This window comes from Tabrizicola aquatica (assembly GCF_002900975.1).
GTDB classification, from domain to species: domain Bacteria; phylum Pseudomonadota; class Alphaproteobacteria; order Rhodobacterales; family Rhodobacteraceae; genus Tabrizicola; species Tabrizicola aquatica.
The window spans coordinates 211,185-232,640 of sequence record NZ_PJON01000005.1 but is presented as its reverse complement, the minus strand read 5'-3'; the positions used below and the strand labels follow the sequence as shown (position 1 = coordinate 232,640).

At 66.6% G+C, this 21,456-nt stretch carries 20 protein-coding genes; 3 read left to right on the top strand and 17 right to left on the bottom strand.

Annotation, left to right across the window (positions count from 1 at the left end; all coding sequences use genetic code 11):
• Positions 1–67: 67 nt before the first annotated feature.
• From CXR42_RS17440 to CXR42_RS17430, 3 genes are read right to left on the bottom strand one after another with little or no spacing between them, the layout of a single operon-like run.
• On the bottom strand, positions 68–961 hold the full coding sequence (locus tag CXR42_RS17440) for a DMT family transporter (protein ID WP_245875481.1): 894 nt from the start codon (positions 959–961) through the stop codon (positions 68–70).
• A 20-nt stretch (positions 962–981) separates the two neighbouring features.
• Complete coding sequence (locus CXR42_RS17435; RefSeq protein ID WP_103258864.1) at positions 982–1,584, bottom strand: LysE/ArgO family amino acid transporter; 603 nt, start codon at positions 1,582–1,584, stop codon at positions 982–984.
• Positions 1,577–1,945, bottom strand: a complete 369-nt coding sequence (locus CXR42_RS17430) for an ACT domain-containing protein (protein ID WP_103258863.1) — start codon at positions 1,943–1,945, stop codon at positions 1,577–1,579. Before CXR42_RS17430 ends, CXR42_RS17435 begins: the two co-directional genes overlap by 8 nt.
• 156 nt (positions 1,946–2,101) lie before the next feature.
• Here CXR42_RS17430 and CXR42_RS17425 point away from each other — a divergent pair, with 156 nt between their 5' ends.
• Positions 2,102–2,974 carry a LysR family transcriptional regulator ArgP gene (locus CXR42_RS17425; protein WP_103258862.1) on the top strand — a complete coding sequence of 291 codons (873 nt, stop codon included), beginning with the start codon at positions 2,102–2,104 and terminating at the stop codon, positions 2,972–2,974.
• Between the two features lie 54 nt (positions 2,975–3,028).
• Here the strand turns inward: CXR42_RS17425 and CXR42_RS17420 are convergent, their stop codons facing one another.
• From CXR42_RS17420 to CXR42_RS17395, 6 genes are all read right to left on the bottom strand, one after another.
• Positions 3,029–3,235, bottom strand: a complete 207-nt coding sequence (locus CXR42_RS17420; RefSeq protein WP_103258861.1) for a cold-shock protein — start codon at positions 3,233–3,235, stop codon at positions 3,029–3,031.
• Between the two features lie 229 nt (positions 3,236–3,464).
• On the bottom strand, positions 3,465–4,205 hold the full coding sequence (locus CXR42_RS17415) for a YebC/PmpR family DNA-binding transcriptional regulator (protein ID WP_103258860.1): 741 nt from the start codon (positions 4,203–4,205) through the stop codon (positions 3,465–3,467).
• Positions 4,206–4,370: 165 nt separating this feature from the next.
• Positions 4,371–4,742, bottom strand: coding sequence for a hypothetical protein (locus CXR42_RS17410; RefSeq protein WP_103258859.1), 372 nt, complete (start codon positions 4,740–4,742; stop codon positions 4,371–4,373).
• Between the two features lie 3 nt (positions 4,743–4,745).
• Positions 4,746–6,524: an SLC13 family permease gene (locus tag CXR42_RS17405; RefSeq protein WP_103258926.1), complete on the bottom strand. Its 1,779-nt coding sequence runs from the start codon at positions 6,522–6,524 to the stop codon at positions 4,746–4,748.
• Positions 6,524–7,453, bottom strand: a complete 930-nt coding sequence (locus CXR42_RS17400) for a DMT family transporter (RefSeq protein ID WP_245875480.1) — start codon at positions 7,451–7,453, stop codon at positions 6,524–6,526. Before CXR42_RS17400 ends, CXR42_RS17405 begins: the two co-directional genes overlap by 1 nt.
• A gap of 88 nt (positions 7,454–7,541) precedes the next feature.
• Positions 7,542–8,354 (bottom strand): TIGR00282 family metallophosphoesterase, encoded by an 813-nt coding sequence (locus CXR42_RS17395; protein WP_103258857.1) that lies wholly within the window; start codon positions 8,352–8,354, stop codon positions 7,542–7,544.
• Between the two features lie 1,316 nt (positions 8,355–9,670).
• On the opposite strand from CXR42_RS17395, the gene CXR42_RS17390 reads away from it, so the two are divergent.
• Positions 9,671–12,058, top strand: a complete 2,388-nt coding sequence (locus CXR42_RS17390) for a ligase-associated DNA damage response DEXH box helicase (protein ID WP_103258856.1) — start codon at positions 9,671–9,673, stop codon at positions 12,056–12,058.
• 180 nt (positions 12,059–12,238) lie between these two features.
• A complete protein-coding gene (gene pdeM / locus CXR42_RS17385; protein ID WP_103258855.1) occupies positions 12,239–12,886 on the top strand; it encodes a ligase-associated DNA damage response endonuclease PdeM in 648 nt (215 codons plus the stop codon).
• 30 nt (positions 12,887–12,916) lie between these two features.
• Here pdeM and folD read toward each other — a convergent pair whose 3' ends face one another.
• The 8 genes from folD to ftsH form a co-directional block, all read right to left on the bottom strand.
• Complete coding sequence (gene folD / locus CXR42_RS17380) at positions 12,917–13,807, bottom strand: bifunctional methylenetetrahydrofolate dehydrogenase/methenyltetrahydrofolate cyclohydrolase FolD (RefSeq protein WP_103258854.1); 891 nt, start codon at positions 13,805–13,807, stop codon at positions 12,917–12,919.
• A 14-nt stretch (positions 13,808–13,821) separates the two neighbouring features.
• Positions 13,822–14,700 carry a bifunctional 5,10-methylenetetrahydrofolate dehydrogenase/5,10-methenyltetrahydrofolate cyclohydrolase gene (locus tag CXR42_RS17375; RefSeq protein ID WP_103258853.1) on the bottom strand — a complete coding sequence of 293 codons (879 nt, stop codon included), beginning with the start codon at positions 14,698–14,700 and terminating at the stop codon, positions 13,822–13,824.
• 13 nt (positions 14,701–14,713) lie between these two features.
• Positions 14,714–15,025, bottom strand: coding sequence for a chorismate mutase (locus CXR42_RS17370; RefSeq protein WP_103258925.1), 312 nt, complete (start codon positions 15,023–15,025; stop codon positions 14,714–14,716).
• Between the two features lie 65 nt (positions 15,026–15,090).
• On the bottom strand, positions 15,091–16,767 hold the full coding sequence (locus CXR42_RS17365; protein ID WP_103258852.1) for a formate--tetrahydrofolate ligase: 1,677 nt from the start codon (positions 16,765–16,767) through the stop codon (positions 15,091–15,093).
• 171 nt (positions 16,768–16,938) lie between these two features.
• On the bottom strand, positions 16,939–17,544 hold the full coding sequence (locus CXR42_RS17360) for an MOSC domain-containing protein (protein ID WP_103258851.1): 606 nt from the start codon (positions 17,542–17,544) through the stop codon (positions 16,939–16,941).
• The gene (locus CXR42_RS17355) at positions 17,544–18,323 is read right to left on the bottom strand and encodes a methyltransferase domain-containing protein (protein WP_103258850.1); all 780 of its coding nucleotides are present in this window, start codon (positions 18,321–18,323) and stop codon (positions 17,544–17,546) included. The genes CXR42_RS17360 and CXR42_RS17355 overlap by 1 nt, the downstream gene beginning before the upstream one ends.
• A complete protein-coding gene (locus CXR42_RS17350; protein ID WP_103258849.1) occupies positions 18,314–19,291 on the bottom strand; it encodes a magnesium transporter CorA family protein in 978 nt (325 codons plus the stop codon). The genes CXR42_RS17355 and CXR42_RS17350 overlap by 10 nt, the downstream gene beginning before the upstream one ends.
• A gap of 183 nt (positions 19,292–19,474) precedes the next feature.
• Entirely contained in the window at positions 19,475–21,397 is a 1,923-nt protein-coding gene (ftsH, locus tag CXR42_RS17345; RefSeq protein WP_103258848.1) for an ATP-dependent zinc metalloprotease FtsH, read from the bottom strand.
• Positions 21,398–21,456 lie beyond the last annotated feature (59 nt).

Genomic DNA, 21,456 nt, shown 5'->3' with positions numbered 1-21,456 from the left:
GACCTTGGCGCGCGCTGGCCCCCGCACCGACGCAACAGCGCAAGGTGGGCGATCCGCCCACCCGGCCTCAAGGCTCGGGCTGCGGCGGGATACGGCCCCGGCGCGCCTCGGCCCAGGTGTTCAGCGAAACCGCGCCTACGATCAGCGCGCCCCCCAGGACCACGAACCCGTCCACCGCCTCGCCAAAGACCATGGCGCCCAGCAGCGTCGCCCACAGGATCTGCAAAAAGGTTACCGGCTGCGTCACCGCCAGTGGGGCGGCGCTGAAGGCCCGCGTCATCGTGTAATGCCCCAGCGTCGCCAGCGCCGCGACCGCCGCCAGCCAGGCCAGTTGCACCCCGCTCACCGGCTGCCAGACCCACAGCGCGATGGGCAAAAGCCCCAGTGCCACCGTCACCGACAAGACCCCCACCACGACCGAGGCCGGGGCCATCCCGCTTAACCGCTTGGCAAAGATATAGCTCACCGCAAAGCAGACCGTCGCCGCCAGCTGCGACAGATGCCCTGGGCTCACCTCGCGCAGCCCCGGCCGCAGCACGATCAGCGCCCCCGCCAGCGCCACAAGGACACTGACGACCCGCCCCTTGCCCAACCCCTCGCCCAGCAAAAGCCCCGCGATCACCAGCACGATCACCGGGTTCAGGAACCCGATTGCCGCCATCTCGGCCACCGGAACCCGCGCCATGGCCCAGAACCAGAAGATCACCGCCGCGACATGCAGCCCGCCCCGCCACAGGAACAGGGGCCAGATCCCCTTGGGCAGCGCCGTACCTCGCATCGCCAGCAGCGCAGGCGCCAGAAAGACCAGCCCGAAGGCAAAGCGGATGAAGGCCGACTGCGCCGCCGGCAGATCGGTGCCCAGATGCCGGACGATCCCGTTGACGCCGACAAAGGCGACGCCGGTGGCCAGCATCCACAACACCCCCTCGACGGGGCGGCCAAGGTCCGACAGCGCGCGCATCGCGCCTTGATACCCCCGGATCAGCCGAAGGCAAGCCCCGCCGCAATGGCCCACATCACCAGCCCCACGCCCAGCTCCAGCCAGACCCAGGCCGAAGCCTTGGCAAAGACCGGCGCCAGCAGCCGCGCCCCGAACCCCAGCGCGGTGAAGAAACTCAACGAGCCAAAGGCCGCCGCCACCCCGAACGCCACCTGATAGGGCGCATATTGCGCCGAGATCGACCCGATCAGCACCACCGTATCCAGATAGACATGCGGATTGGCCCAGGTCAGCACCAGACAGGTCGCCAGCACCTTGCCCAAAGGCGCCGATCCGGTGTCCGACGGCCGCAGCGCCGCGCCCCCCCGCGCCGCCGCCCGGAACCGCAGGGCGCCATAGACCAGCAGGAACGCCACCCCCAGCCAGCGCATCGCCTCGCCGAACCAGGGCAGCCGGGCCGAGATCGTGCCGAAGCCCGCCACCCCCGCGCCGATCAGGATCGCATCCGAGATTGCACAGACCGCCACCACCGCCGCGACATGCTCGCGCCGCAGGCCCTGCCGCAGGACAAAGGCATTCTGCGCCCCGATCGCCAGGATCAGGCTCACCGCCACGAAATAGCCGTTCAGCGCCGCCTCAAGCACGGGACAACTCCTGCAGTGCCGCCATCGCAGCCTCGCGCCGGTCCCACTGGACGAAGAGATGATCGTGATGCACCCCCGCGATCACGTTGCAGCTGATCCCCTCGGCCGCCAGCGCCGTGGCAAAGGCCGCCGTCAGCCCCACCGCCGCCAGGTCGCTGTGGACGGTCAGGCTGATCCGCGCCCAGGCCTCGCCCCCGCCCAGATCGGCCAAGGCCGCCACCACCGTCAGCCCCTCGACCTCGGCTACCGTGGCAAAGGGCTGGAACGGCAGCGCGCCCTCCCAGACCGCAAAACCGTAGGGCTCGGGATGCAACGCCGGCTCCATCCCGCGCAACAACACCGCAAGATCCCGCTCTGCCATAACCCACCTCAAAGCCGCGCCCCGCAGCTTTCCCTTCTGAAAATATCCCCGCCGGAGGCTCCGCCCGTCGGTCCTGGCCCAGCGCCTGGCCCTTGACCTACGGCCGCGACCTGACAAACTCCAGTTAATCTTCCTGCCTTGGATTAAGCACAGCTAATGCTGGACCCCGCCCAACTCGCCGCCCTTGCCGCCGTCCACCGCCGCGGGGCCTTCGACCTTGCGGCGGCGGAACTGCACGTCACGCCCTCGGCGATCAGCCAGCGCATCAAGGCGCTGGAGGAAGCGACCGGCACCCTTCTCATCCGCCGCGGCCAGCCCTGCCGCGCGACCGAGCCGGGCGTGCGCCTCATCCGCCACCATGACGAGATCGCCCTGCTGGAACGCACCCTGGCCCATGACCTCGGCCTGACGCCGACCCGCACCACCCTGCGCATCGCGGTCAACGCCGACAGCCTGGCCACCTGGGTCATCCCGGCCCTTGCCGCGACCGAGGGCCTCCTCTTCGACCTTGTCATCGACGACCAGGAGGTCAGCCAGGACTGGCTTCGGCGTGGTGAGGTGGTGGCCGCCATCACCGCCCATCCCGGCCCGCTGCAAGGCTGCGACACGCTGCCGCTTGGCGCCCTGCGCTACCGCGCCACCGCCGCGCCCACCTATCGTGACCGCTGGTTCCCGCAGGGCGTCACCGCTCAGGCCCTGGCCCAGGCCCCGACGCTGACCTTCTCGGACATGGACCGCCTGCAGGACCTCTGGGCCAGTCGCCAGACCGGCGCGCGCCGGGCGCTGCCCACGCACCGCATGGCCTCGTCGCAGGGCTTTGTCGATGCCTGTATCGCCGGCCTCGGCTGGGGCATGAACCCCGAGGCGCTGGTCACCCCCCACCTTGCCGCCGGCGCCCTGGTCGAACTGGTGCCGGACACCCCCCTCGACGTTGCGCTGCACTGGCAGTTTACCCGCCTTGCGGCCCCTGCCCTGGCCCCGGTGACCCAGGCGATCCGCCGTGCGGCGCGCATGGCGTTGGTGCAATAGAAAACGGGGGCGGCTTGCGCCACCCCCGTTCCCGAACCCCCGAAGGGATAAGGCTTACGCCAGAGCCAGGTTCACAGCCGATTCACGGCCGTTGCGATCCTGCTCGATGTCGTAGGTCACGGCCTGCCCATCGGGCAGCGAGCGGATGCCCGCACGCTCAAGCGCGGTCACGTGGACGAAAACGTCCTTGGAACCGCCCGCGGGAGCGATGAAGCCGAAGCCTTTGGTGGCGTTGAACCATTTCACGGTGCCATTGGCCATCGTGATGTCTCCTGTCATGTATGCCACCCGCAGCGTGCGGTGGCCTGGCCTAGTGTCGTCACGATCGAAGCTGAAGGCCGAAGCAGACAGTAGAACGAAAGAGAAGAAGCTTTGCCTGACCCACATGGGGCCTGGCGGCCGCAATTGCAAGGCTTTCCTTTGCCGCCCGCGCCCCAGACCGGAAATCGAACGATTTCCGGCCCGGAATTCTTCTTCAGAATTCCGCGGCTTACAGCGCCGCGGCGACATCCTCGGGAACGTCGAAGTTATGCGTCACCGTCTGCACATCGTCGTCCTCTTCCAGAAGATCGATCAGCCGCATCAGCTTTTGCGCGGTTTCCAGGTCAACCTCGGTCCGGGTCTGCGGCTTCCAGACCAGCTTGGATTCGGTGGATTCGCCCAGCGCCTTCTCCAGCGCGTCCGACACTTCCGACAGGTTCTCGACCTGGCAATAGATCCAGTGCCCGTCCTCGTCCGATTCCACGTCGTCCGCGCCCGCCTCCAGCGCCGCCATCATCACATCGTCGGCCGAACCAGCCGAGGCGGGATAGGTGATCTCGCCCACCCGGTCGAAGCTGTGCGCGACGCTGCCGGTCGTGCCCAGGTTCCCACCGCATTTGGTGAAATAGGACCGCACGTTCGACGCGGTGCGGTTCAGGTTGTCGGTCATCGCCTCGACGATGATCGCGATCCCGTTGACGCCATAGCCTTCATAGCGGATCTCGGTGTAATCCGCCCCGTCGCCCATCTGGCTTTTCTTGATCGCCCGGTCGATCACGTCTTTCGGCATCGACACGGCCTTCGCGGCCTTGACTGCCAGCCGCAGACGCGGGTTCATTTCGGGGTCAGGCATCCCCATCTTGGCCGCGACGGTGATTTCCTTCGACAGCTTGGAAAACATCTTCGAGCGCAGCTTGTCCTGCTTGCCCTTGCGATGCTGGATGTTCGCCCATTTCGAATGGCCTGCCATTTGGCCTTACCTCGATCCCAATTCGGTGATGGCGTCCTCTACACCGGCTGCCCGCACAAGGGCAACCCCCGCGCCCCCTGGACCGCGTTCCCCCGGACCGCTCCTCGATGACTTCGTCACTCGTCGCCCGCGAGGAGAAGACGAAGTCGCACGACGAGCCGTGCCTCAGTCGTCCGAAAGGTCCGCCGGCGGCGGCGAGACAAAGACGTGATCCCGCCCCATCGCATCGGTAATCACCACCTCCGCCATCGGCGGCGACAGGCCCTCGGCCCCCAGCGCCTCGGTCAGGCCGGTGAAGATCTGCCGCAGCAGGTTCGGGTTCTCGACCACCTCCACCGCATAGCCAAAGCCGGGACCGCAGTCCTGAAACCGCCCCACCCCGCCCTGCGCCGCCCAGTCCGCGCGGCAGATCGTTCCGTCGGACAGGGTCAGGACCAGTTCCTCGGCCGACAGCCGGGCCGCCTGCGGCACCGGCGGCGCCCCAAGACCCGAACAGCCGCCCAGCGCCAGAACCACCAGAAGCTTGCGCCTCCCCATCTCCTACAGCGGCCAGATCAGCGGGATCAGCGCGCAGCACACCAGCATCGTGATCAGGTTCAGCGGCACACCCACCCGGGTAAAGTCGCTGAACCGATAGCCGCCCGGCCCGTAGACCATCATGTTGGTCTGATACCCGACCGGGGTCGCAAAGGCGAGCGTGGCGGAAAACATCACCGCGACCACGAAGGGGCGCGAGTCATGGCCCAGCTTCTCGGCCAGTTCGATGGCGATGGGCGTGTAGATCACCGCCACTGCATTGTTCGACAGGAACTCGGTCAGCACCAGGCCGATGAAATAGACCGCGAGGATCAGCATGAACGGCCCCAGCCCCTCCAGCAGGGGGGCAACCGCCGTCACGATCATCCCCACCGCGCCAGACTGCTCCAGCCCCTGGCCCACGGCCAGCATCGCGAAGATCATCGCCAGCAGCCGCCCATCCACGAAGCTGAACGCCTCGTCGCTGTCCACGCAATGCGTGACCAGGATCACCGCCACCGCCAGAAGGGCCAGGGGCAGGATCGGCGCCAGGTCCAGGGCCGAGACGATCACGATCAGCGCCAGCGCGGCAAGCGCGATCGGGGCCTTGGCGCGGCGAAAGGCCATGACGCGCGGGCGGTTCACATCCACCAGGTCCATGTCCGCCGCCAGCCGCTGGATATCCTCGACCGAGCCTTCCAGCAGCAAGGTATCCCCGACCCGCACGATCAGGTCATCCAGCTGTCGTCCGATGTTCTGGTTCCGGCGATGCACCGCCAGCACATAGACCCCATAGCGCCGCCGCAGGCGCATGTCGCCCAGGCGCTGGCCCTCCATCCGGCAGCCGGGGCCGATCAAGACCTCGACCGTCTCGGTCTTGACCGACGACAGCTTGTCCACCAGATGCACGTCCTTGCGGGCATGCAGGCCCATCAACTCGGTCATCTCGGTCCGCAGCACCACGCGGTCCCCGGCCTCCAGCGTGACGGGCGCCAGGTCGCGCCGCAGGCTGGCGTCGCCGCGCAACACGTCGATCACCCGGACGCCCTCGCGCTTGAACAGATCGACGCTCATCACCTGCTGGCCGATCAGCGGGCTGTCCTCGGGCACGGCGACCTCGGTGAAGAACTTCATCTTCCGCCGGTCATTCAGCAGCACGCCCATGGACTGCCGCACCGGCAACAGCCGGTCGCCGAACAGGCCCAGGAAGATGCCGCCCGCGATCATCACCGCGACGCCCAGGGGCGCGATCTCGAACAGGCTGAAATGCTCCAGCCCCTGTTCGACCGCCACCCCGTCCACCAGAATGTTGGTCGAGGTGCCGATCAGCGTGATCATTCCCCCCAGCACGGTCATGTAGCTGAGCGGGATCAGCAACTTGGACGGTGCCGTCCCGATCTTCATCGCCAGCTGGATTACCACCGGGATCATCACCGCGACCAGCGGCGTGTTGTTCATGAAGGCCGAGGCGACCGCCGTCGTCCCGATCAGCACCGCCACGGTCGTCTTCGGCCGGTCCCCGGCATGGCGCCCGACGGCAGTGATCACCGCCTCGACCGCGCCAGTGCGCACCAGTCCTCCCATCACCAGGAACATCAGCGCGATGGTCCAGGGCGCGGGGTTCGCCAGAACGCTCGTCGCATCCTTCACCGGCAGGATGCCCAGGACCAGCATCAGCGCAGCGCCACCGATGGCCGTGACCTCGACGGGGGTGCGCTCCAGCACGAACAGGACGAACATGATCACCAGGATCGCCATCGCGACCCAGGGCTGCCACTCTGCCGGAACGGACAGACCGAACATCATGCCTCCCGCACCGGGCGAGGCTGCACCAGCGCCACGCCCGCCAGCATCACGGCCAGCGCCAGCCAGACGACCGGCTGGAACCGCTCACCCAGCAGCGCCATCGCCCACAGCACGCCCGATCCCGTGACCAGGTAACTGCATTGCGCGGCAAAGACCGACCCCGCCCGCTGCGCCAGCCAGACATAGGCCGCATAGACCACCGCATGCACCGCCGCCAGAATGACCATCGCCGCCTCCGCGCGCCCCAGGGGCAACGGATCGACCCACTGTCCTGTTCCCAGGGCCAGCGGCGCCGCGATCAGCGCGCCGACCACCGACACGCCGAACATCGCCTGCACCGCATCCATGCCCGCCGTCCCCCGGCTGGCGACCCAGGTCGCCTCGATCGCATAGAACACGGGCCCCACCATCGCGACCGCCAGCCAACCCAGGCTGATCTGCCCGCTCGGCCCAGCGATCAGCGCCACGCCCAGGATGCCCAACCCCAGCCCCAGGGCCCGAGGCAAAGAGAACCGGTCCAACCCCAGCGCCAGCGCCATCGGAAAGGCGATCAAGGGCACGGTGGAAATCAGGATCGACATCACCCCCGCCGGCAGATGCACGACCGCCGCATAAAAGGTCGCATTCGGGATCAGCGTCCCGATGACCGCAATCAGCACATAGAACCGCAACGCCGCACGGCTGAACACCAGCCCCTTGCCCCGCACGGCCGAGACGACGCCCAGCACTACCGCGCCCAACACAAGCTGCCAGAAGATCAGCCCGAACGGCTGATGCCCGGTCGCCGTCGCCATCTTGCCCAGGGATTGGGTCGAGCCCCAGCCCACCCCCAGCACGACCAGCACCAGGACCAAAAACCACCGGCCCCCGACAAATCCGCCCCTTCCGGGCACGTCCGGCGCTGCCAGAACACCCGTCTCGCTCACGCCCGCACCCTCCGCAAGCATCCGCCCGGCCCAAAGGCCCCGCCGCTTGCAGCAAAACCGAAAGGCGACGCCTCCACCAACGGCCCGCTCACGGAGTGGACTCCTGCAGCTTCCCGCCGACCCGGATCATCCGCACCCGCGTTGCCAGCCCGGTCTTGTCGTCGGTCTCGACATAGACCCCCGACAGCGTCGCCTCGCCGCCCGCTGGTTCGAACCGGCCCTTGGCCATCCCGGTCAGGAAACGGCGCAAAGGCTCCAGCTTCTCCATCCCGATCACGCTGTCATAATCGCCGCACATGCCCGCATCGGACTGATAGGCCGTGCCCTTGCCCAGGATCATCGTGTCACTGGTCGGCACATGGGTATGCGTGCCCACCACCAGCGACGCCATCCCGTCGCACCAATGGCCCATCCCCATCTTCTCGGAGGTGGCCTCGGCATGGAAATCGACCACCGCCGCCTGCACCACACCGCCCAGCGTGTGCTGCTTCAAGACCTGCTCCAGCGCCGAAAACGGGTCATCAAAGGGCCGCTTCATGAACACCTGCCCCAAGGCCTGGGTCACCAGCACCTTCCGCCCCTGCGTCGCCTCGAACACCCGCGCCCCTCGGCCCGGGGCCACCTTCGAGAAATTCAGCGGCCGCACGATCCGCGGCTCGTTCTCGATGAAGCTCAGCATGTCCTTCTGATCAAAGGCATGATCGCCCAGCGTCAGGCAATCCGCCCCCGCCGCCAGCAATTCCTTTGCGTGGTCGCCGGTCAAGCCCGCGCCCTGGCTGGCATTCTCGCCGTTCACCACGACGAAATCCAACCCCCAGGCCGCCCGAAGCCCCGGCAGCCGCTCCGTCACCGCCGCCCGGCCCGACCGGCCCACGACATCGCCCAGGAACAAAATTCTCATGTCCCCCGGATTAGGCGGGGGGCGGGGTTCCGGCAAGCGGAATGACACGGGCCCCCCGGAAAAAGCGCCGCAGTTCCGGCAGCATGGAGCCGACAGGAACAACCGCCCGCAGAGAAGATCGTTCTCCGAAAATCCTCCGCCGGGTCCGATCCTTCCGCCACCCGGCGATTCGCCTCCGCCCCTTGCCCGACCTCTGCCAGTCTCCGGCTCATGTCACTCGCGGTCGCCACCGCAACTGCGACGCCGCCTCTCCCCTCGCCGCTGTCCAAGACCGTCCAGTCGGCGCCACGACCTCTGCCTGGGTCGGACGCTTGCCACCCGGACGCGGCTACCTCGCGCAAAATTGTAGGGAAGCGCCGCGCGAAACCGCTGATCTGTGTTTGATCCCCGATAGGTGCGCAGGAAAAAGACCGCCAGTTCAGACAGATTTCATCTTGCCGTGTTTCGGCGGCTTCAGCCCATCGGCCTCAATCGCCCTTCTCAACTTGTCATGGTAGAACACACTGCCGATCAGCTTGCGTTCCCGCCCAAAGCGCGCGTCGCCAATCGCAGCTTTGGGTCGGTGCGTGTCCGCACAGTCCTCTGTCACTACGAAACGCCAATGGCCCTTCGCACATGGCAGGCAGGTCACCGGGCACCATGCAGTTGCAGGGCAACGAGCGACCCCGCTGATTGGGCATACTGATGTGGATCAGCCCGAACTGTCGGACCTCTGGTTCAGTCCATTCGACGATGACCATCACGGCGCCAGCCCACGGCAGGAATCAGGGTCAGGTCGCCCCCCGGCGCAAGTGCGTCAAAGCTTGTTTGTGGCGAAAACATCGGCGGCAGAAGCGGGGGATTGGTGCATTCGCACCGTCTTGCCGACCTCGTGATCGAAGGTCTGCCGACCAAGGTCGCATACTGCCCACTCGCAGATGCTCTAGCAGGCTGCGTTCTCAAGAAGCGGAAGGCTGGCGATCAGCGCCGGTCGGACTTTCGTGGTAAGGTGCGTCCAGACGAATGCCGACAACGTCTTCATCGGGCGGGTATGGTCCGATCTCTCCGTCGGCGCGCAATGCCCCATCTCATTTCCCCTTTGCCGCCGCCGCCAGTCATGATCTCTCACCATCAATCGCACCATGCGCGCCAAAGTTCCTAACAAAGACTTAACGCCTTCGGCTAACTCATTGAAAATTAACAACTTCGCCGCCTTGTCCACCGTGGACACGGCACCCTGCCCACCCCAATACCCCGCCAAGCCTCGCCCCCGCTGGCCCCCTCTTTCCCCCACCAGCATCCTTCCCCATCCCGCCCCGCCACACTATCTCTAGCCCATGACCACCCTCCCCCCCGCCCTCTCCGACTGGTTCGCCGCCAAGGGCTGGACCCTCCACCCCCACCAGTTCGACATGCTGGCCAAGGCGAACGACCCCGCCACCCTCCTCATCGCACCCACGGGGGGCGGCAAGACCCTCGCCGGGTTCCTGCCCACCCTCGCCGAACTCGGCCCCAATCCCCCGGCAGGCCTCCACACCCTCTACGTCTCCCCCCTCAAGGCCCTGACCGCCGACATCCGCCGCAACCTCGGCACCCCCATCGAAGGCGCAGGCCTGAAAATCCGGGTCGAGGATCGCACCGGCGACACCTCCTACATCCAGCGCCGCCGCCAGCGCGCCGACCCGCCCCATATCCTTCTGACCACGCCGGAATCCCTCGCCCTCCTTCTCAGCTATGAGGACGCCCCCCGGATTTTCGCGGGCCTCCAGCGCGTCATCATCGACGAAATCCACGCCCTCGCCGAATCCAAACGTGGCGACCAACTCGTCCTCCAGATCGCCCGCCTGCAGTCCCTCAACCCGCACCTCCGCCGCATCGGCCTCTCCGCCACGGTCGAGAACCCCCCGGCCCTCGCCCGCTTCCTCTCCCCGCAAACGACCATCCTCGAAGCCGACCCCGGCCCCGACCCCGACATCCAGATGCTGGAAACCGAGGCCCCGCCACCGTGGAGCGGCGGCGGCGGACGCTACGCCATCCCCGCGATCCTGAACGAAGTGACCCGCCACAAGACCACCCTCATCTTCCACAACACCCGCGCCCAGGCCGAGCTTTTCTTCCACGACCTCTGGCTTGCCAACACCGAAGACCTGCCCATCGGCATCCACCACGGCTCCCTCTCCCGCGAACAGCGCGAGCGTGTCGAACAGGCCATGACCGCAGGCGCCCTTCGGGCCGTCGTCTGCACCGGCTCGCTCGACCTTGGCATCGACTGGGGCGACGTCGACCTCGTGATCCAGGTCGGCGCGCCCAAGAACGTCAAACGCCTCGTCCAGCGCATCGGTCGCGCCAATCACCGCTACAACGCGCCCTCCAAAGCCCTCCTCGTCCCAGCCAACCGCTTCGAGGTGGTCGAATGCCAGGCCGCCCTCGACGCCGTCCACGCCCACACACTCGACGGCGAACCGCGCGGCCCGGGGCCAAGGGACGTCCTCTGCCAGCACATCCTCGCCACCGCCTGCGCCGGGCCCTTCGACGCGGACCAGCTCTACGCCGAGGTCATCACCGCCGGCCCCTACGCCCACCTCACCCGACCCGAATTCGACGCCTGCCTCGATTTCACCGCGACCGGAGGCTACGCGCTGAAAGCCTACGACCGCTGGCAGCGCCTGAAACAGACCTACGGAAAATGGCACCTCCGCGACCCGCGCGCCGCCGCCCTGATCCGTCAGAATCTCGGCACCATCATCGACATCGAAACGTTGAAAGTCCGCCTTCGCGGCCACGGCGCCCCCCTGGGCGAGGTCGAGGAAAGCTTCGCCGCCTCCCTCACCCCCGGCGACACCTTCCTGATCGGCGGCCAGATCGTCCGCTACGAATCCTTGCGCGAAATGACGGTCGAGGTCTCCAAATCCCCCGGTCGCGACCCCAAGGTCGCCGTCTTCAACGGCACAAAATTCGCCACCTCCACCCTCCTCACCGACCGGATTCTGCAGATCTTCCAGCAAGACAGCTGGCCCGACCTGCCCGCCCACACCGCCTGGTGGCTCTCTCTCCAGCGCGAGGTCTCACGCCTCCCCGACCCCCACTCCCTCCTCCTGGAAAGCTTCCCCCACGATGGCCGCGAGCACCTGGTGATCTACGGCTTTGCGGGCCGCAACGCCCAGCAGACGCTCGGCCTCCTCGTCACCAAACAGATGGAATTCCAGGGCCTCGCCCCCCTGGGCTTCGTCGCCACCGACTACGCGACGCTCATCTGGGGCCTCGACCCGGTCACCGACCCCAAACCCCTCTTCGACGCGGGCACCCTGCGCGAGGGCCTTGACCAATGGCTCTCCGGCAACTCGGTCATGAAGCGCACCTTCCGCAACACCGCCATCATCGCGGGCCTGATCGAACGCTCGCATCAAGGCCGCCGCAAGACCGGCCGTCAGGCCACTTTCTCCTCCGACATCCTCTATGACACGCTTCGGAAATACGACCCCGACCACCTCCTCCTGCAGATCACCCGGGAAGAGGCGCTCCGTGGCCTCATCGACTTCTCCCGGATCGAGGCCATGCTGACCCGCGTCGGCCCCAACATCACCCTCATCCGCCGCCCCCGCGTCACCCCCCTTGCAGCACCCCTGTTCTTCGAACCCGGCCGCATCCCCGTCCACGGCGAGGCCCGCGACCGCCTGGCCACCGCCCAGGCCCAAGCCCTGATGGAAGCCGCCGGCCTCGCCTGAAAATCCTTTAACATTTGCCCAAATATCAAGTCCTTTCACATTTGCCCAAATATCCCCGCGCGGCGCGCATCCTGAGGCAAGCGGCGCAGTCCGTGCAGCCGAGGCAAAAACCTTGTGCGAAGCACTCGATTCATCAACCGCCCCTTGCCGCAGACGCACCGCCGGGGCATGCAGCACCCCATGCACCACGCGCTCTTCTTCCATGGCGAAACGCTGCACCTGATGCCCTCCGGCGCGCTTTACTGGCCCGCCCGAAAGACGCTGACCGTCTCCGATCTGCACCTGGGCAAATCCGAACGACTCGCCCGCCGCGGCGGCGCGCTGTTGCCGCCGTATGAAACACAGGCCACGTTGGAAAAACTCGACCGCGACCTTGATCATACCCGGGCCGAGACCGTCATCTGCCTCGGCGACAGCTTCGACGACCTCGCGGCCCCGAACGGGATCGGGGAATCCTCGCGCCTCTGGCTCACCCGCCTCATGGCAGGAAAGTCCTGGACCTGGATCACCGGCAACCACGACCCCGGCCCGATCGACCTCGGCGGCACCCACCGGGCCGAGTTGAGGCTTCTCCCCTTCACCTTCCGCCACATCGCCGAGACGGCAGAAACAGCGGAAATCTCAGGCCACTATCACCCCAAGGCGCGCCTTGCCGGCCAATCGCGGCCCTGCTTTCTGGCCGACGCCCGCCGGCTGATCCTGCCCGCCTATGGCGCCTATACCGGCGGCCTGCGCTGTGAGGATCCCGTCCTGACCGGCCTTATGGCAAAGGACGCGCTGGCCATCCTGACTGGCCCGCGCGTCCTTGCCATTCCGATGCCACGATAGCCAAAGGTAGGGTGCGTGATATCACGCACCCTACGCGGTCAGCCCCTCGGGCTCGGCCAGCCCGTTCGCCCGGCAGCAGGCGGTCATCGTGTTCGCCAGCAGGCAGGCAATCGTCATCGGCCCCACCCCACCCGGAACCGGAGTGATCGCCCCCGCCACCGCCGCAGCACTTTCGTAATGCACGTCGCCGACCAGCTTGGCCTTTCCGTCGCGCTCGATCCGGTTGATGCCGACGTCGATCACCGTCGCCCCCGGCTTCACCATGTCGCCCGTGATCATCTCCGGCCGCCCAACGGCGGCCACCAGGATATCCGCCCGCTTGCAGACCTCGGCCAGGTCCTTGGTCCGGCTGTGCGCGATCGTCACCGTGCAGCTATCCCCCAGCAGCAACTGAGCCATCGGCTTGCCCACGATGTTCGACCGCCCCACCACCACGGCGTTCAGTCCCGCCAGCTTGCCATGATGATCCCGGAGCATCATCAGGCACCCAAGCGGCGTGCAGGGCACCATCGACTTCTGCCCGGTCCCCAGCAGACCAACGTTCGAAATGTGGAATCCGTCCACGTCCTTGGCCGGGGCGATCCGGTTGATCACCAGCTCCGAGTTCAGATGAGACGGCAGCGGCAACTGCACCAGAATTCCATGCACTTTCGGGTCGGCGTTCAGCTGGTCGATCAGGGCCAGCAACTCGGCTTCCCCCGTGTCGGCCGGAAGCCGATGTTCGAAAGAGGACATTCCGACCTCGATGGTCGAGGCATGCTTGTTCTTGACGTAGACCTTCGAGGCCGGGTCCTCGCCCACCAGCACGACCGCCAAACCGGGGGTCAAACCGTTCGCTTCCTTCAGCCGCGCCACATGCTCAGCCACCTCGGCCCGCACCTTCGCCGCGAAAGCCTTGCCGTCGATCACCTTGGCCGTCATCCCGTTCCCTCCGTTCAAACCGCCGCCGCAAAGGCCGTGCGGTAATGTTCCATCTGCAGGCGCGTCGCCAGCACCGCGTTCTTCATCAGGATCGCCACCGTCACCGGCCCGACCCCGCCGGGGACCGGAGTGATCCAGCCCGCCACCTCGGCGCAGCTGGCAAACTCCGCATCGCCCACGGTTTTCCCGTCAACCCGATTGATCCCGATGTCGATCAGCGCAGCGCCCGGCTTCAACATCTCGCCGCGCACCAGCCCCGGCTTGCCCACCGCCACGAACACCGCATCCGCCGCGCGGGAATGCACCGCGACCTGCCGCGTCATGTGGTGACAGACCGTGACCGTCGCCCCCAGACCCATCATCAGGAAGGCGATGGGCTTCCCCACGATCTCGGAATGACCGATCACGCAGACATCCAGCCCCTCCATGGTCAGGGGCAGCGTCTTCAGGATCTCCACCGCCGCGACCGCTGTGCAGGGGCCAAGTGTCAGATCATTATAGACAATATTCCCGATGGACGAAGGGTGCATCCCCTCCACGTCCTTCATCGGATGCACCGCCTTCTGCAGCGCCTTCACCGGGATATGCGCCGGAAGGGGCCGCTGTATGATGATCCCGTTGACCCGCGGGTCCGCATTCAGCCCCGCCAGCACGCCCTGCAACTGCTCCAGGCTGATGCTTTCGGGGTAGTTCCGCGCCTCGAACCCCACGCCCGCGGCTTCCGCGGACTTCTGCTGGTTCCGGACATACAGCTCCGCCGCCGCCACATCCCCGACCGAGATCGACACCAGCCGCGGCGCCCAGCCCAGGGCGGTCAGCCGCTCGGCCTCGGCCCTGGTTTCGTCACGCATCCGGGCCGCGATGGCCTTGCCGTCGATCAAAGTGGCAGTCATCGCGCCCCTGCTTTCATCCTTTTCGCAGACTGTCCGGCCCAAGCCTGCTTTCCTCACGGGCGATGGACCAGTCGATCAGCCGCCGCCACAGCTTTTCCACCAACTCGGGCGGCAGCCCGTAAACCTCGGCATGGCCGCGCACGTTCTGCACCACCTCTTCCACCCGGGAGCCGATCCGCGCCGGCAGGTCCACCGTCGCCTTGATCTCCGCCGCCCGGTCGATATAGCCCGCCCGCTCCGCGAACAGCCGGACGAGGTCTTCGTCCAGCCGGTCGATCTCGGCCCGGATCTCGGCCATCGTGGTGCAGTCGGCAGGCTTCCGCATCGTCATCTCCCTTCGCAAGGCTGCCCCCGAGATAAGGGGACAGCCCGCCAAGGGCAATGCGGCGCTTAGAACAGGCCTTCGACGTTGCCCTGGTCGTTCAGCCGGATCACTTCGGCCGACGGCACCTTGGGCAGGCCCGGCATGGTCATGATCTCACCGCAGATCGCCACGATGAAGCCAGCACCAGCCGACAGCCGCACTTCGCGGACCGGGACGGTGTGGCCCGTCGGGGCACCGCGCACGGTCGGGTCGGTAGTAAAGCTGTACTGGGTCTTGGCCACGCAGATAGGCAAGTGGCCATAGCCCGCCGCTTCCCAGGTTTTCAGCTGGTCGCGGATCGACTTGTCGGCGATCACGTCGTCAGCATGGTAGATGCGCTTGGCGATGGTCTGCAGCTTCTGGAACAGCGGCATTTCGTCGGGATAAAGCGGAGCGAAGTTCGCCGCGCCCGATTCCGCCAGCGACACCACCTTGTTCGCCAGCTCCTCGATCCCCGCGCTGCCGTTGGCCCAGTGCTTGCACAGGATCGCTTCCGCGCCCTGCTCGGCGACATAGGCCTTCACCGCCGCCACTTCGGCATCGGTGTCGCTGTAAAAGTGGTTGATCGCGACGACAACCGGCACGCCGAACGACTTCACGTTGGCAATGTGGCGGCCCAGGTTCGGACAGCCCTTCTGCACGGCCTCGACGTTCTCGGTTCCAAGGTCGGCCTTCGCCACCCCGCCGTTCATCTTCATCGCCCGCACCGTGGCGACGATAACGGCGGCCGAGGGCTTCAGCCCCGCCTTGCGGCACTTGATGTCGAAGAACTTCTCCGCCCCAAGGTCAGCGCCGAACCCGGCTTCCGTGACGACATACTCGCCCAGCTTCAGCGCGGTCTTGGTCGCGATGACGCTGTTGCAGCCGTGAGCGATGTTGGCAAACGGGCCGCCGTGGACGAAGGCCGGGTTGTTTTCCAGCGTCTGCACGATGTTCGGCTGCATCGCGTCCTTCAGAAGAACCGTCATCGCGCCGTCGGCCTTGATGTCGCGGGCGTAGATCGCCTTCTTCTCGCGGGTGTAAGCGACGACAATGTCGCCCAGCCGCTTTTGCAGGTCGTCAAGGTCGTTCGACAGGCAGAGGATCGCCATGACTTCCGAGGCAACCGTGATGTCAAACCCGGTCTGGCGCGGGAAGCCGTTGGCGACGCCGCCCAGGTTCACCACGATGTCGCGCAGCGCACGGTCGTTCATGTCCATGACCCGGCGCCAGACGATGCGACGCTCGTCGATCTGCAACTCGTTGCCCCAGTAGATATGGTTGTCGATCATCGCCGACAGGAGGTTGTGCGCCGAGGTGATCGCGTGGAAGTCGCCGGTGAAGTGAAGGTTCATCTCCTCCATCGGCACGACCTGCGCCATCCCGCCGCCAGCCGCGCCGCCCTTCATCCCGAAGTTCGGGCCAAGGCTCGCTTCGCGGATGCAGACCACGGCCTTCTTGCCGATCCGGTTCAGACCGTCGCCCAGACCCACGGTGGTCGTCGTCTTGCCTTCGCCCGCAGGCGTCGGGTTGATCGCCGTCACCAGGATCAGCTTGCCATCGGGCTTGCCGGCCAGCGACTTGATGAACTCCTGGCTCACCTTGGCCTTGTCATGGCCGTAGGGCAGCAGATGCTCCGACGGGATGCCCAGCTTGGCCCCGATCTCCATGATCGGCTTCTTCTTCGCTTCGCGCGCAATCTCGATGTCGGTCTTGAAGGCCATGTGCGTCTCCCCCGTGGGCTAAAGTGCGGCAAATTGTGCCATTTGCGACGTGATACCGGGCCAGACGCACTTGCCGAAGGCGTTTTGCGACCTAAACCCCGCCAAATTCGCCAGCCTGCGTTTCCGATACGAAACCACGGGGTCCGGACGGGAAATTTTCACCTGAATTAACTATTTTTCCGCAGCGTTGATCCGACCGGCCCAAGGCTTCTGCGCCGGGATGTGCAGCCGCACAACGTCGCCCAGCCGCAACGCCCCCTCGCGCTCGACCCAGGCCGTCACGCCTCGCTTGCCCTCGGCAGCCCGCTTGAAGCCCTTGCCCTGCCCCGGCAGCGCCTTCTCGATCGTCACCGCAGGCTCCTGGCAGGGCAGGTTCTCCATGTCCACGACCAGCGTCACGCCGTCCGGCCCCTGCAACCGGCTGGAGGGGGGCAGATGCGTCAGGTCGGGAATGCCCTCCAAGACCAGAGAGGCCCCGACCCAGGCATAATCCATCCGCTCCAGCCCCATGTCCCGCGCGACCTCGGCCATCTCCTCGGCGCTGACGACGCACAGCTGACGCACGTTGCGGATTTCCGTGTTGCGCGGATACTGCTTCAGCACCCGGCTGCACGAGGGACGCGTCAACCCGGCATGAACCTCTCCCTCGAACCCCGCGAAACGAAGCGGCATCACCTCCAGCGGGGCCGAGGTGATCACCAGCTTTTCGACCGGCACCGGCTGAAAGCCCAACCAGACGACGCGGGCAGAATGGTCGGTGGGGATCAGCGCGGGCATCACGGTCGCTCCAGGGTGAAAAAGATGCGGGTGAAGGGGAACAGCACGCGGCCATCCGGCAGGGCGGGATAGGCTTCGGCCAGGGCCACCTCATAGGCCGCAACATAGGCGCGGGCTTCGTCGGCGCTCATCGCGGCCAGATAGGGCCGCATCGCCGTGCTTTCGGTAAAGGCGCGGACCGGGTGGCCCTGCGGCACGGGGTCCAGCATCTGCACGTAATCCGTGGTCCAGGCCCGCACCTCGCCCAGCGGCAACAGCAGTTCGGCATAGTCTTGGGCTGGCAGGACCGGGCTTGGGCGGGGCGGGAAGCGACCGGGGAACAGCTGCTCGGCCACCTTCTGCAACAGCCGGTGCGAGGGCGCCCCGCCCTGCCGCGGCATCTGCACGGCCAGCATCCCCCCGGGCGCCAGCATCTGCGCCAGGTGCGGCATCAGGGCGGCATGGCCCGGGACCCAGTTCAACGCCGCGTTCGAGAAGATCAGCGCCGGCGGCACCAGGGGCGTCCATCCGGCAATATCGGCCTCGACCAGCCGGTCATAGACCCGCCGCTCGGCGGCCTTGGCCAGCATCGCGGCGGAACTGTCCACCCCAACCAGCCCGCGCCCCGGAAACCGTGCGGCAAGGGCCGCCGCCACCGCCCCATCGCCGCAGCCAAGATCCACAACCTCGCCTGCGGGCAGGCCCGCGACCTGCGCCAGCAGGTCCAGCGCCGGGCGCAGCCGCAGGTCGCGAAAGGCCCCGTAACGGGCCGGGTCCCAATCCCGTGCCGCTAAAGCCATTTCTTCCACCGGAAGATCAGCCAGGGCACCAGCGCGGACAACACCATCATCCCCAGGGCCATCGGATAGCCCCAGGACCATTGCAACTCCGGTATATGCACGAAGTTCATCCCATAGATGCTGGCGATCAGCGTGGGCGGCAGGAACACGAAGGCCACGACCGAGAAGATCTTGATCACATCCGACTGCCGAATGTTGATCACCCCCAAGGTCGCATCCAACAGGAACCGCACCTTCTCCGCCTGCGCCGCCGCCACCTCGCGCAGCGACCGCACGTCCTGCAACTGCGCCAGGGCAATCGGCATCTGTTGCACGTGCAGACAAGGCCCGCCCGCAGTGTCGGGGGTTGTGGTCAGGTAGGACAGGATGCGCTGGATCGTCGCCAGGCTTTCGGTGATCCTGCCGTTCATCGCCTCGGCCCGCCCGATGCGTTGCAGGACCGCGCCCAGCGTCTCGGCCTTGCCCGAGGGTCGGTGCGCCGCGAAGATCGCCTTGGCCAGCGTCTCGTGCTGGCGCATCTCGGCTTCCAGGATATCGGCCAGCCGGTCGACAATCGCCTCCAGAAGCCCCAGCACCGTGTCCAGCCCGTCCGCCATCGGCGTGTCATGCCGGGCGGCCCAGTCGGCAAAATAGCTCAGCGACCGGGGGTGGTGGTAATGCACCGTCACCAACCGGTCGGGCAGCACGGCAAAGGTCACCGGGCCGATCTCGGCCTCGCGCGCCTCGGGGCTGGCGATCACCTGGGCGGTCAGGAACAGCACGCCCCCCTCGCGGTAGATCCGGGACGAGACCTCGATCTCCTGCATGTCCTCGCGCGTCGGGATGTCGATCCCCAGCGCCGCCTCGACCGCGTCCTCCTCGGCCTCGGTCGGGGCCTCAAGGTCGATCCACAGCGCCTCGGACAGACGCCGTTCGGACAGGTCCAGCCGCTCCAGCCGGTTGTGATGCGCCAAGAAGGCCGAGATCATGCCAGTCTCCAGGAACCCAAGCCGCCCCAGACTAAAGCGCGTGCGGCAAGGAAGGAAGGGTGCCCGCACCGGACCCGCTCGTCGATCCCTTCGTGCCGTCCGCGCAGCGCGTCCGATGCGAGGAATGCTCGAAGAGCCGCCGCTTAAAGCAAAAGGCCCCGACGATGCGGGGCCTTTCCTTGGTCACAACGGGGCCGGCTCGGGGTCGGCGCCGGGGGACTTCGGCCGTCCCCGCGTCTTGGGGATCGCCGCGATGGACGCGGTTCCCCCGCCCGACGACGGTGTGTCCGCATCGCCACCACCCAGCGGCTCGCCGGCGATGACCTTGCGGATCTCGTCCCCGGTCAGCGTCTCGTATTCCAGCAGGCCCTTGGCCAGACGGTCCCAGTCGTCCTGACGTTCCAGGATGATGCGGCGGGCGGTCTCATAGCCTTCATCGATGAACCGCTTCACTTCCTGCTCGATCATCCGCTTGGTCTCGGCACTGACCGAGAAGCCGGCGGTGTTGCCCTGATAGCCTTCGGCCGCTTCGGCATAGTCGATATTGCCGACCACATCCGACATGCCCCAGCGCAGCACCATCGCCCGTGCCAGCGCAGACGCCTGCTGGATGTCGCCCGAGGGGCCATTCGACACCGAGTCCTCGCCATACTTGATGATCTCGGCCGCCTTGCCCGCCATGGTCATCGCGATGCGCTGTTCGCACTGGTCGCGGTGCCAGTTCAGCCGGTCCATCTCGGGCAGGCTCATCACCATGCCAAGCGCACCGCCGCGCGGGATGATCGTGGCCTTGTAGACCGGGTCGCATTTCGGCAGCGACATGCCGACGATGGCGTGCCCGGCCTCGTGGTAGGCGGTCATTTCCTTCTGCTCGGGCGTCAGGACCATGCTGCGGCGCTCCGCGCCCATCATGACTTTGTCCTTGGCATTCTCGAAATCGATCATCGTGACGAACCGACGGCCCGCACGGGCGGCCATCAGCGCGGCCTCGTTCACCAGGTTCATCAGGTCGGCGCCCGAGAACCCCGGCGAACCGCGGGCAATCGTCCGCAGGTCGACGTCCGGCCCCAGCGGCACCTTGCGGGCATGGACCGACAGGATCTTCTCGCGGCCCTTGATGTCCGGGTTCGGCACATGGATCTGGCGGTCAAAGCGGCCGGGACGCAGCAGCGCAGGGTCCAGCACATCCTTGCGGTTGGTGGCGGCGATGATGATGACACCCTCGTTAGCCTCGAACCCGTCCATCTCGACCAGAAGCTGGTTCAGCGTCTGCTCGCGTTCGTCGTTGCCGCCGCCGATGCCCACACCGCGCGCCCGGCCCACGGCGTCGATTTCGTCGATGAAGACGATGCAGGGGGCATTCTTCTTCGCCTGTTCGAACATGTCGCGGACACGGGACGCACCCACACCGACGAACATTTCCACGAAGTCGGACCCCGAGATGGTGAAGAACGGTACCCCCGCCTCACCCGCAATGGCGCGCGCGAGAAGCGTCTTACCGGTACCGGGAGGACCGACCAGAAGCGCCCCCTTCGGGATCTTGCCGCCCAGACGGCTGAACTTCTGCGGGTTGCGCAGGAATTCGACGATCTCTTCCAGTTCTTCCTTGGCCTCGTCGATGCCGGCGACGTCGTCAAACGTCACCCGGCCGTGCTTTTCCGTCAGCAGCTTCGCGCGGGACTTGCCAAAGCCCATCGCGCCGCCCCGGCCCCCGCCCTGCATCCGGTTCATGAAGAAGAACCAGATGCCGATCAGGATGATGAAGGGCAGCCACAAGGACAGAAGCGACATGAAACCGGACTGCGCCTGCGGCTCGGCCTCGACCTCGACGCCCTTGGCGATCAGGTCTCGGGTCAGCCCGCCGGTCACATCCTCGCCCTGCGGCTTGATCGCGACATAGGTGTTGCCGTCCTTGGCCCGGACGATGATCCGCTCGCCGTCCAGGGTGACACTGTTGACCTGGCCGCTGTCGACCCGATCGATGAATTCCGAATAGCTGAGCGAGCGGGACGACATCGTCGTCTGATTGCCCGAGAACAACTGGAACAGCGCCATCACAAGGATCAGCAGCACGACCCAGAAGGCGATATTGCGTGCGTTGCCCAAAAGGATCTCCTGATTGATCCGCGCCTGCCAACCATAGGGCGCGCGGTCTTGCGTCTAAG

Excerpts from the sequence above, each read along its gene's own strand:
- CXR42_RS17440 (WP_245875481.1), bottom strand. The coding sequence starts at position 961 with ATGCGCGCGCTGTCGGACCTTGGCCGCCCCGTCGAGGGGGTGTTGTGG.
- CXR42_RS17430 (WP_103258863.1), bottom strand. The coding sequence starts at position 1,945 with ATGGCAGAGCGGGATCTTGCGGTGTTGTTGCGCGGGATGGAGCCGGCG.
- CXR42_RS17425 (WP_103258862.1), top strand. The coding sequence starts at position 2,102 with ATGCTGGACCCCGCCCAACTCGCCGCCCTTGCCGCCGTCCACCGCCGC.
- CXR42_RS17420 (WP_103258861.1), bottom strand. The coding sequence starts at position 3,235 with ATGGCCAATGGCACCGTGAAATGGTTCAACGCCACCAAAGGCTTCGGC.
- CXR42_RS17415 (WP_103258860.1), bottom strand. The coding sequence starts at position 4,205 with ATGGCAGGCCATTCGAAATGGGCGAACATCCAGCATCGCAAGGGCAAG.
- CXR42_RS17410 (WP_103258859.1), bottom strand. The coding sequence starts at position 4,742 with ATGGGGAGGCGCAAGCTTCTGGTGGTTCTGGCGCTGGGCGGCTGTTCG.
- CXR42_RS17405 (WP_103258926.1), bottom strand. The coding sequence starts at position 6,524 with ATGTTCGGTCTGTCCGTTCCGGCAGAGTGGCAGCCCTGGGTCGCGATG.
- CXR42_RS17395 (WP_103258857.1), bottom strand. The coding sequence starts at position 8,354 with ATGAGAATTTTGTTCCTGGGCGATGTCGTGGGCCGGTCGGGCCGGGCG.
- CXR42_RS17390 (WP_103258856.1), top strand. The coding sequence starts at position 9,671 with ATGACCACCCTCCCCCCCGCCCTCTCCGACTGGTTCGCCGCCAAGGGC.
- pdeM (WP_103258855.1), top strand. The coding sequence starts at position 12,239 with ATGCACCACGCGCTCTTCTTCCATGGCGAAACGCTGCACCTGATGCCC.
- folD (WP_103258854.1), bottom strand. The coding sequence starts at position 13,807 with ATGACGGCCAAGGTGATCGACGGCAAGGCTTTCGCGGCGAAGGTGCGG.
- CXR42_RS17375 (WP_103258853.1), bottom strand. The coding sequence starts at position 14,700 with ATGACTGCCACTTTGATCGACGGCAAGGCCATCGCGGCCCGGATGCGT.
- CXR42_RS17370 (WP_103258925.1), bottom strand. The coding sequence starts at position 15,025 with ATGCGGAAGCCTGCCGACTGCACCACGATGGCCGAGATCCGGGCCGAG.
- CXR42_RS17365 (WP_103258852.1), bottom strand. The coding sequence starts at position 16,767 with ATGGCCTTCAAGACCGACATCGAGATTGCGCGCGAAGCGAAGAAGAAG.
- CXR42_RS17360 (WP_103258851.1), bottom strand. The coding sequence starts at position 17,544 with ATGCCCGCGCTGATCCCCACCGACCATTCTGCCCGCGTCGTCTGGTTG.
- CXR42_RS17355 (WP_103258850.1), bottom strand. The coding sequence starts at position 18,323 with ATGGCTTTAGCGGCACGGGATTGGGACCCGGCCCGTTACGGGGCCTTT.
- CXR42_RS17350 (WP_103258849.1), bottom strand. The coding sequence starts at position 19,291 with ATGATCTCGGCCTTCTTGGCGCATCACAACCGGCTGGAGCGGCTGGAC.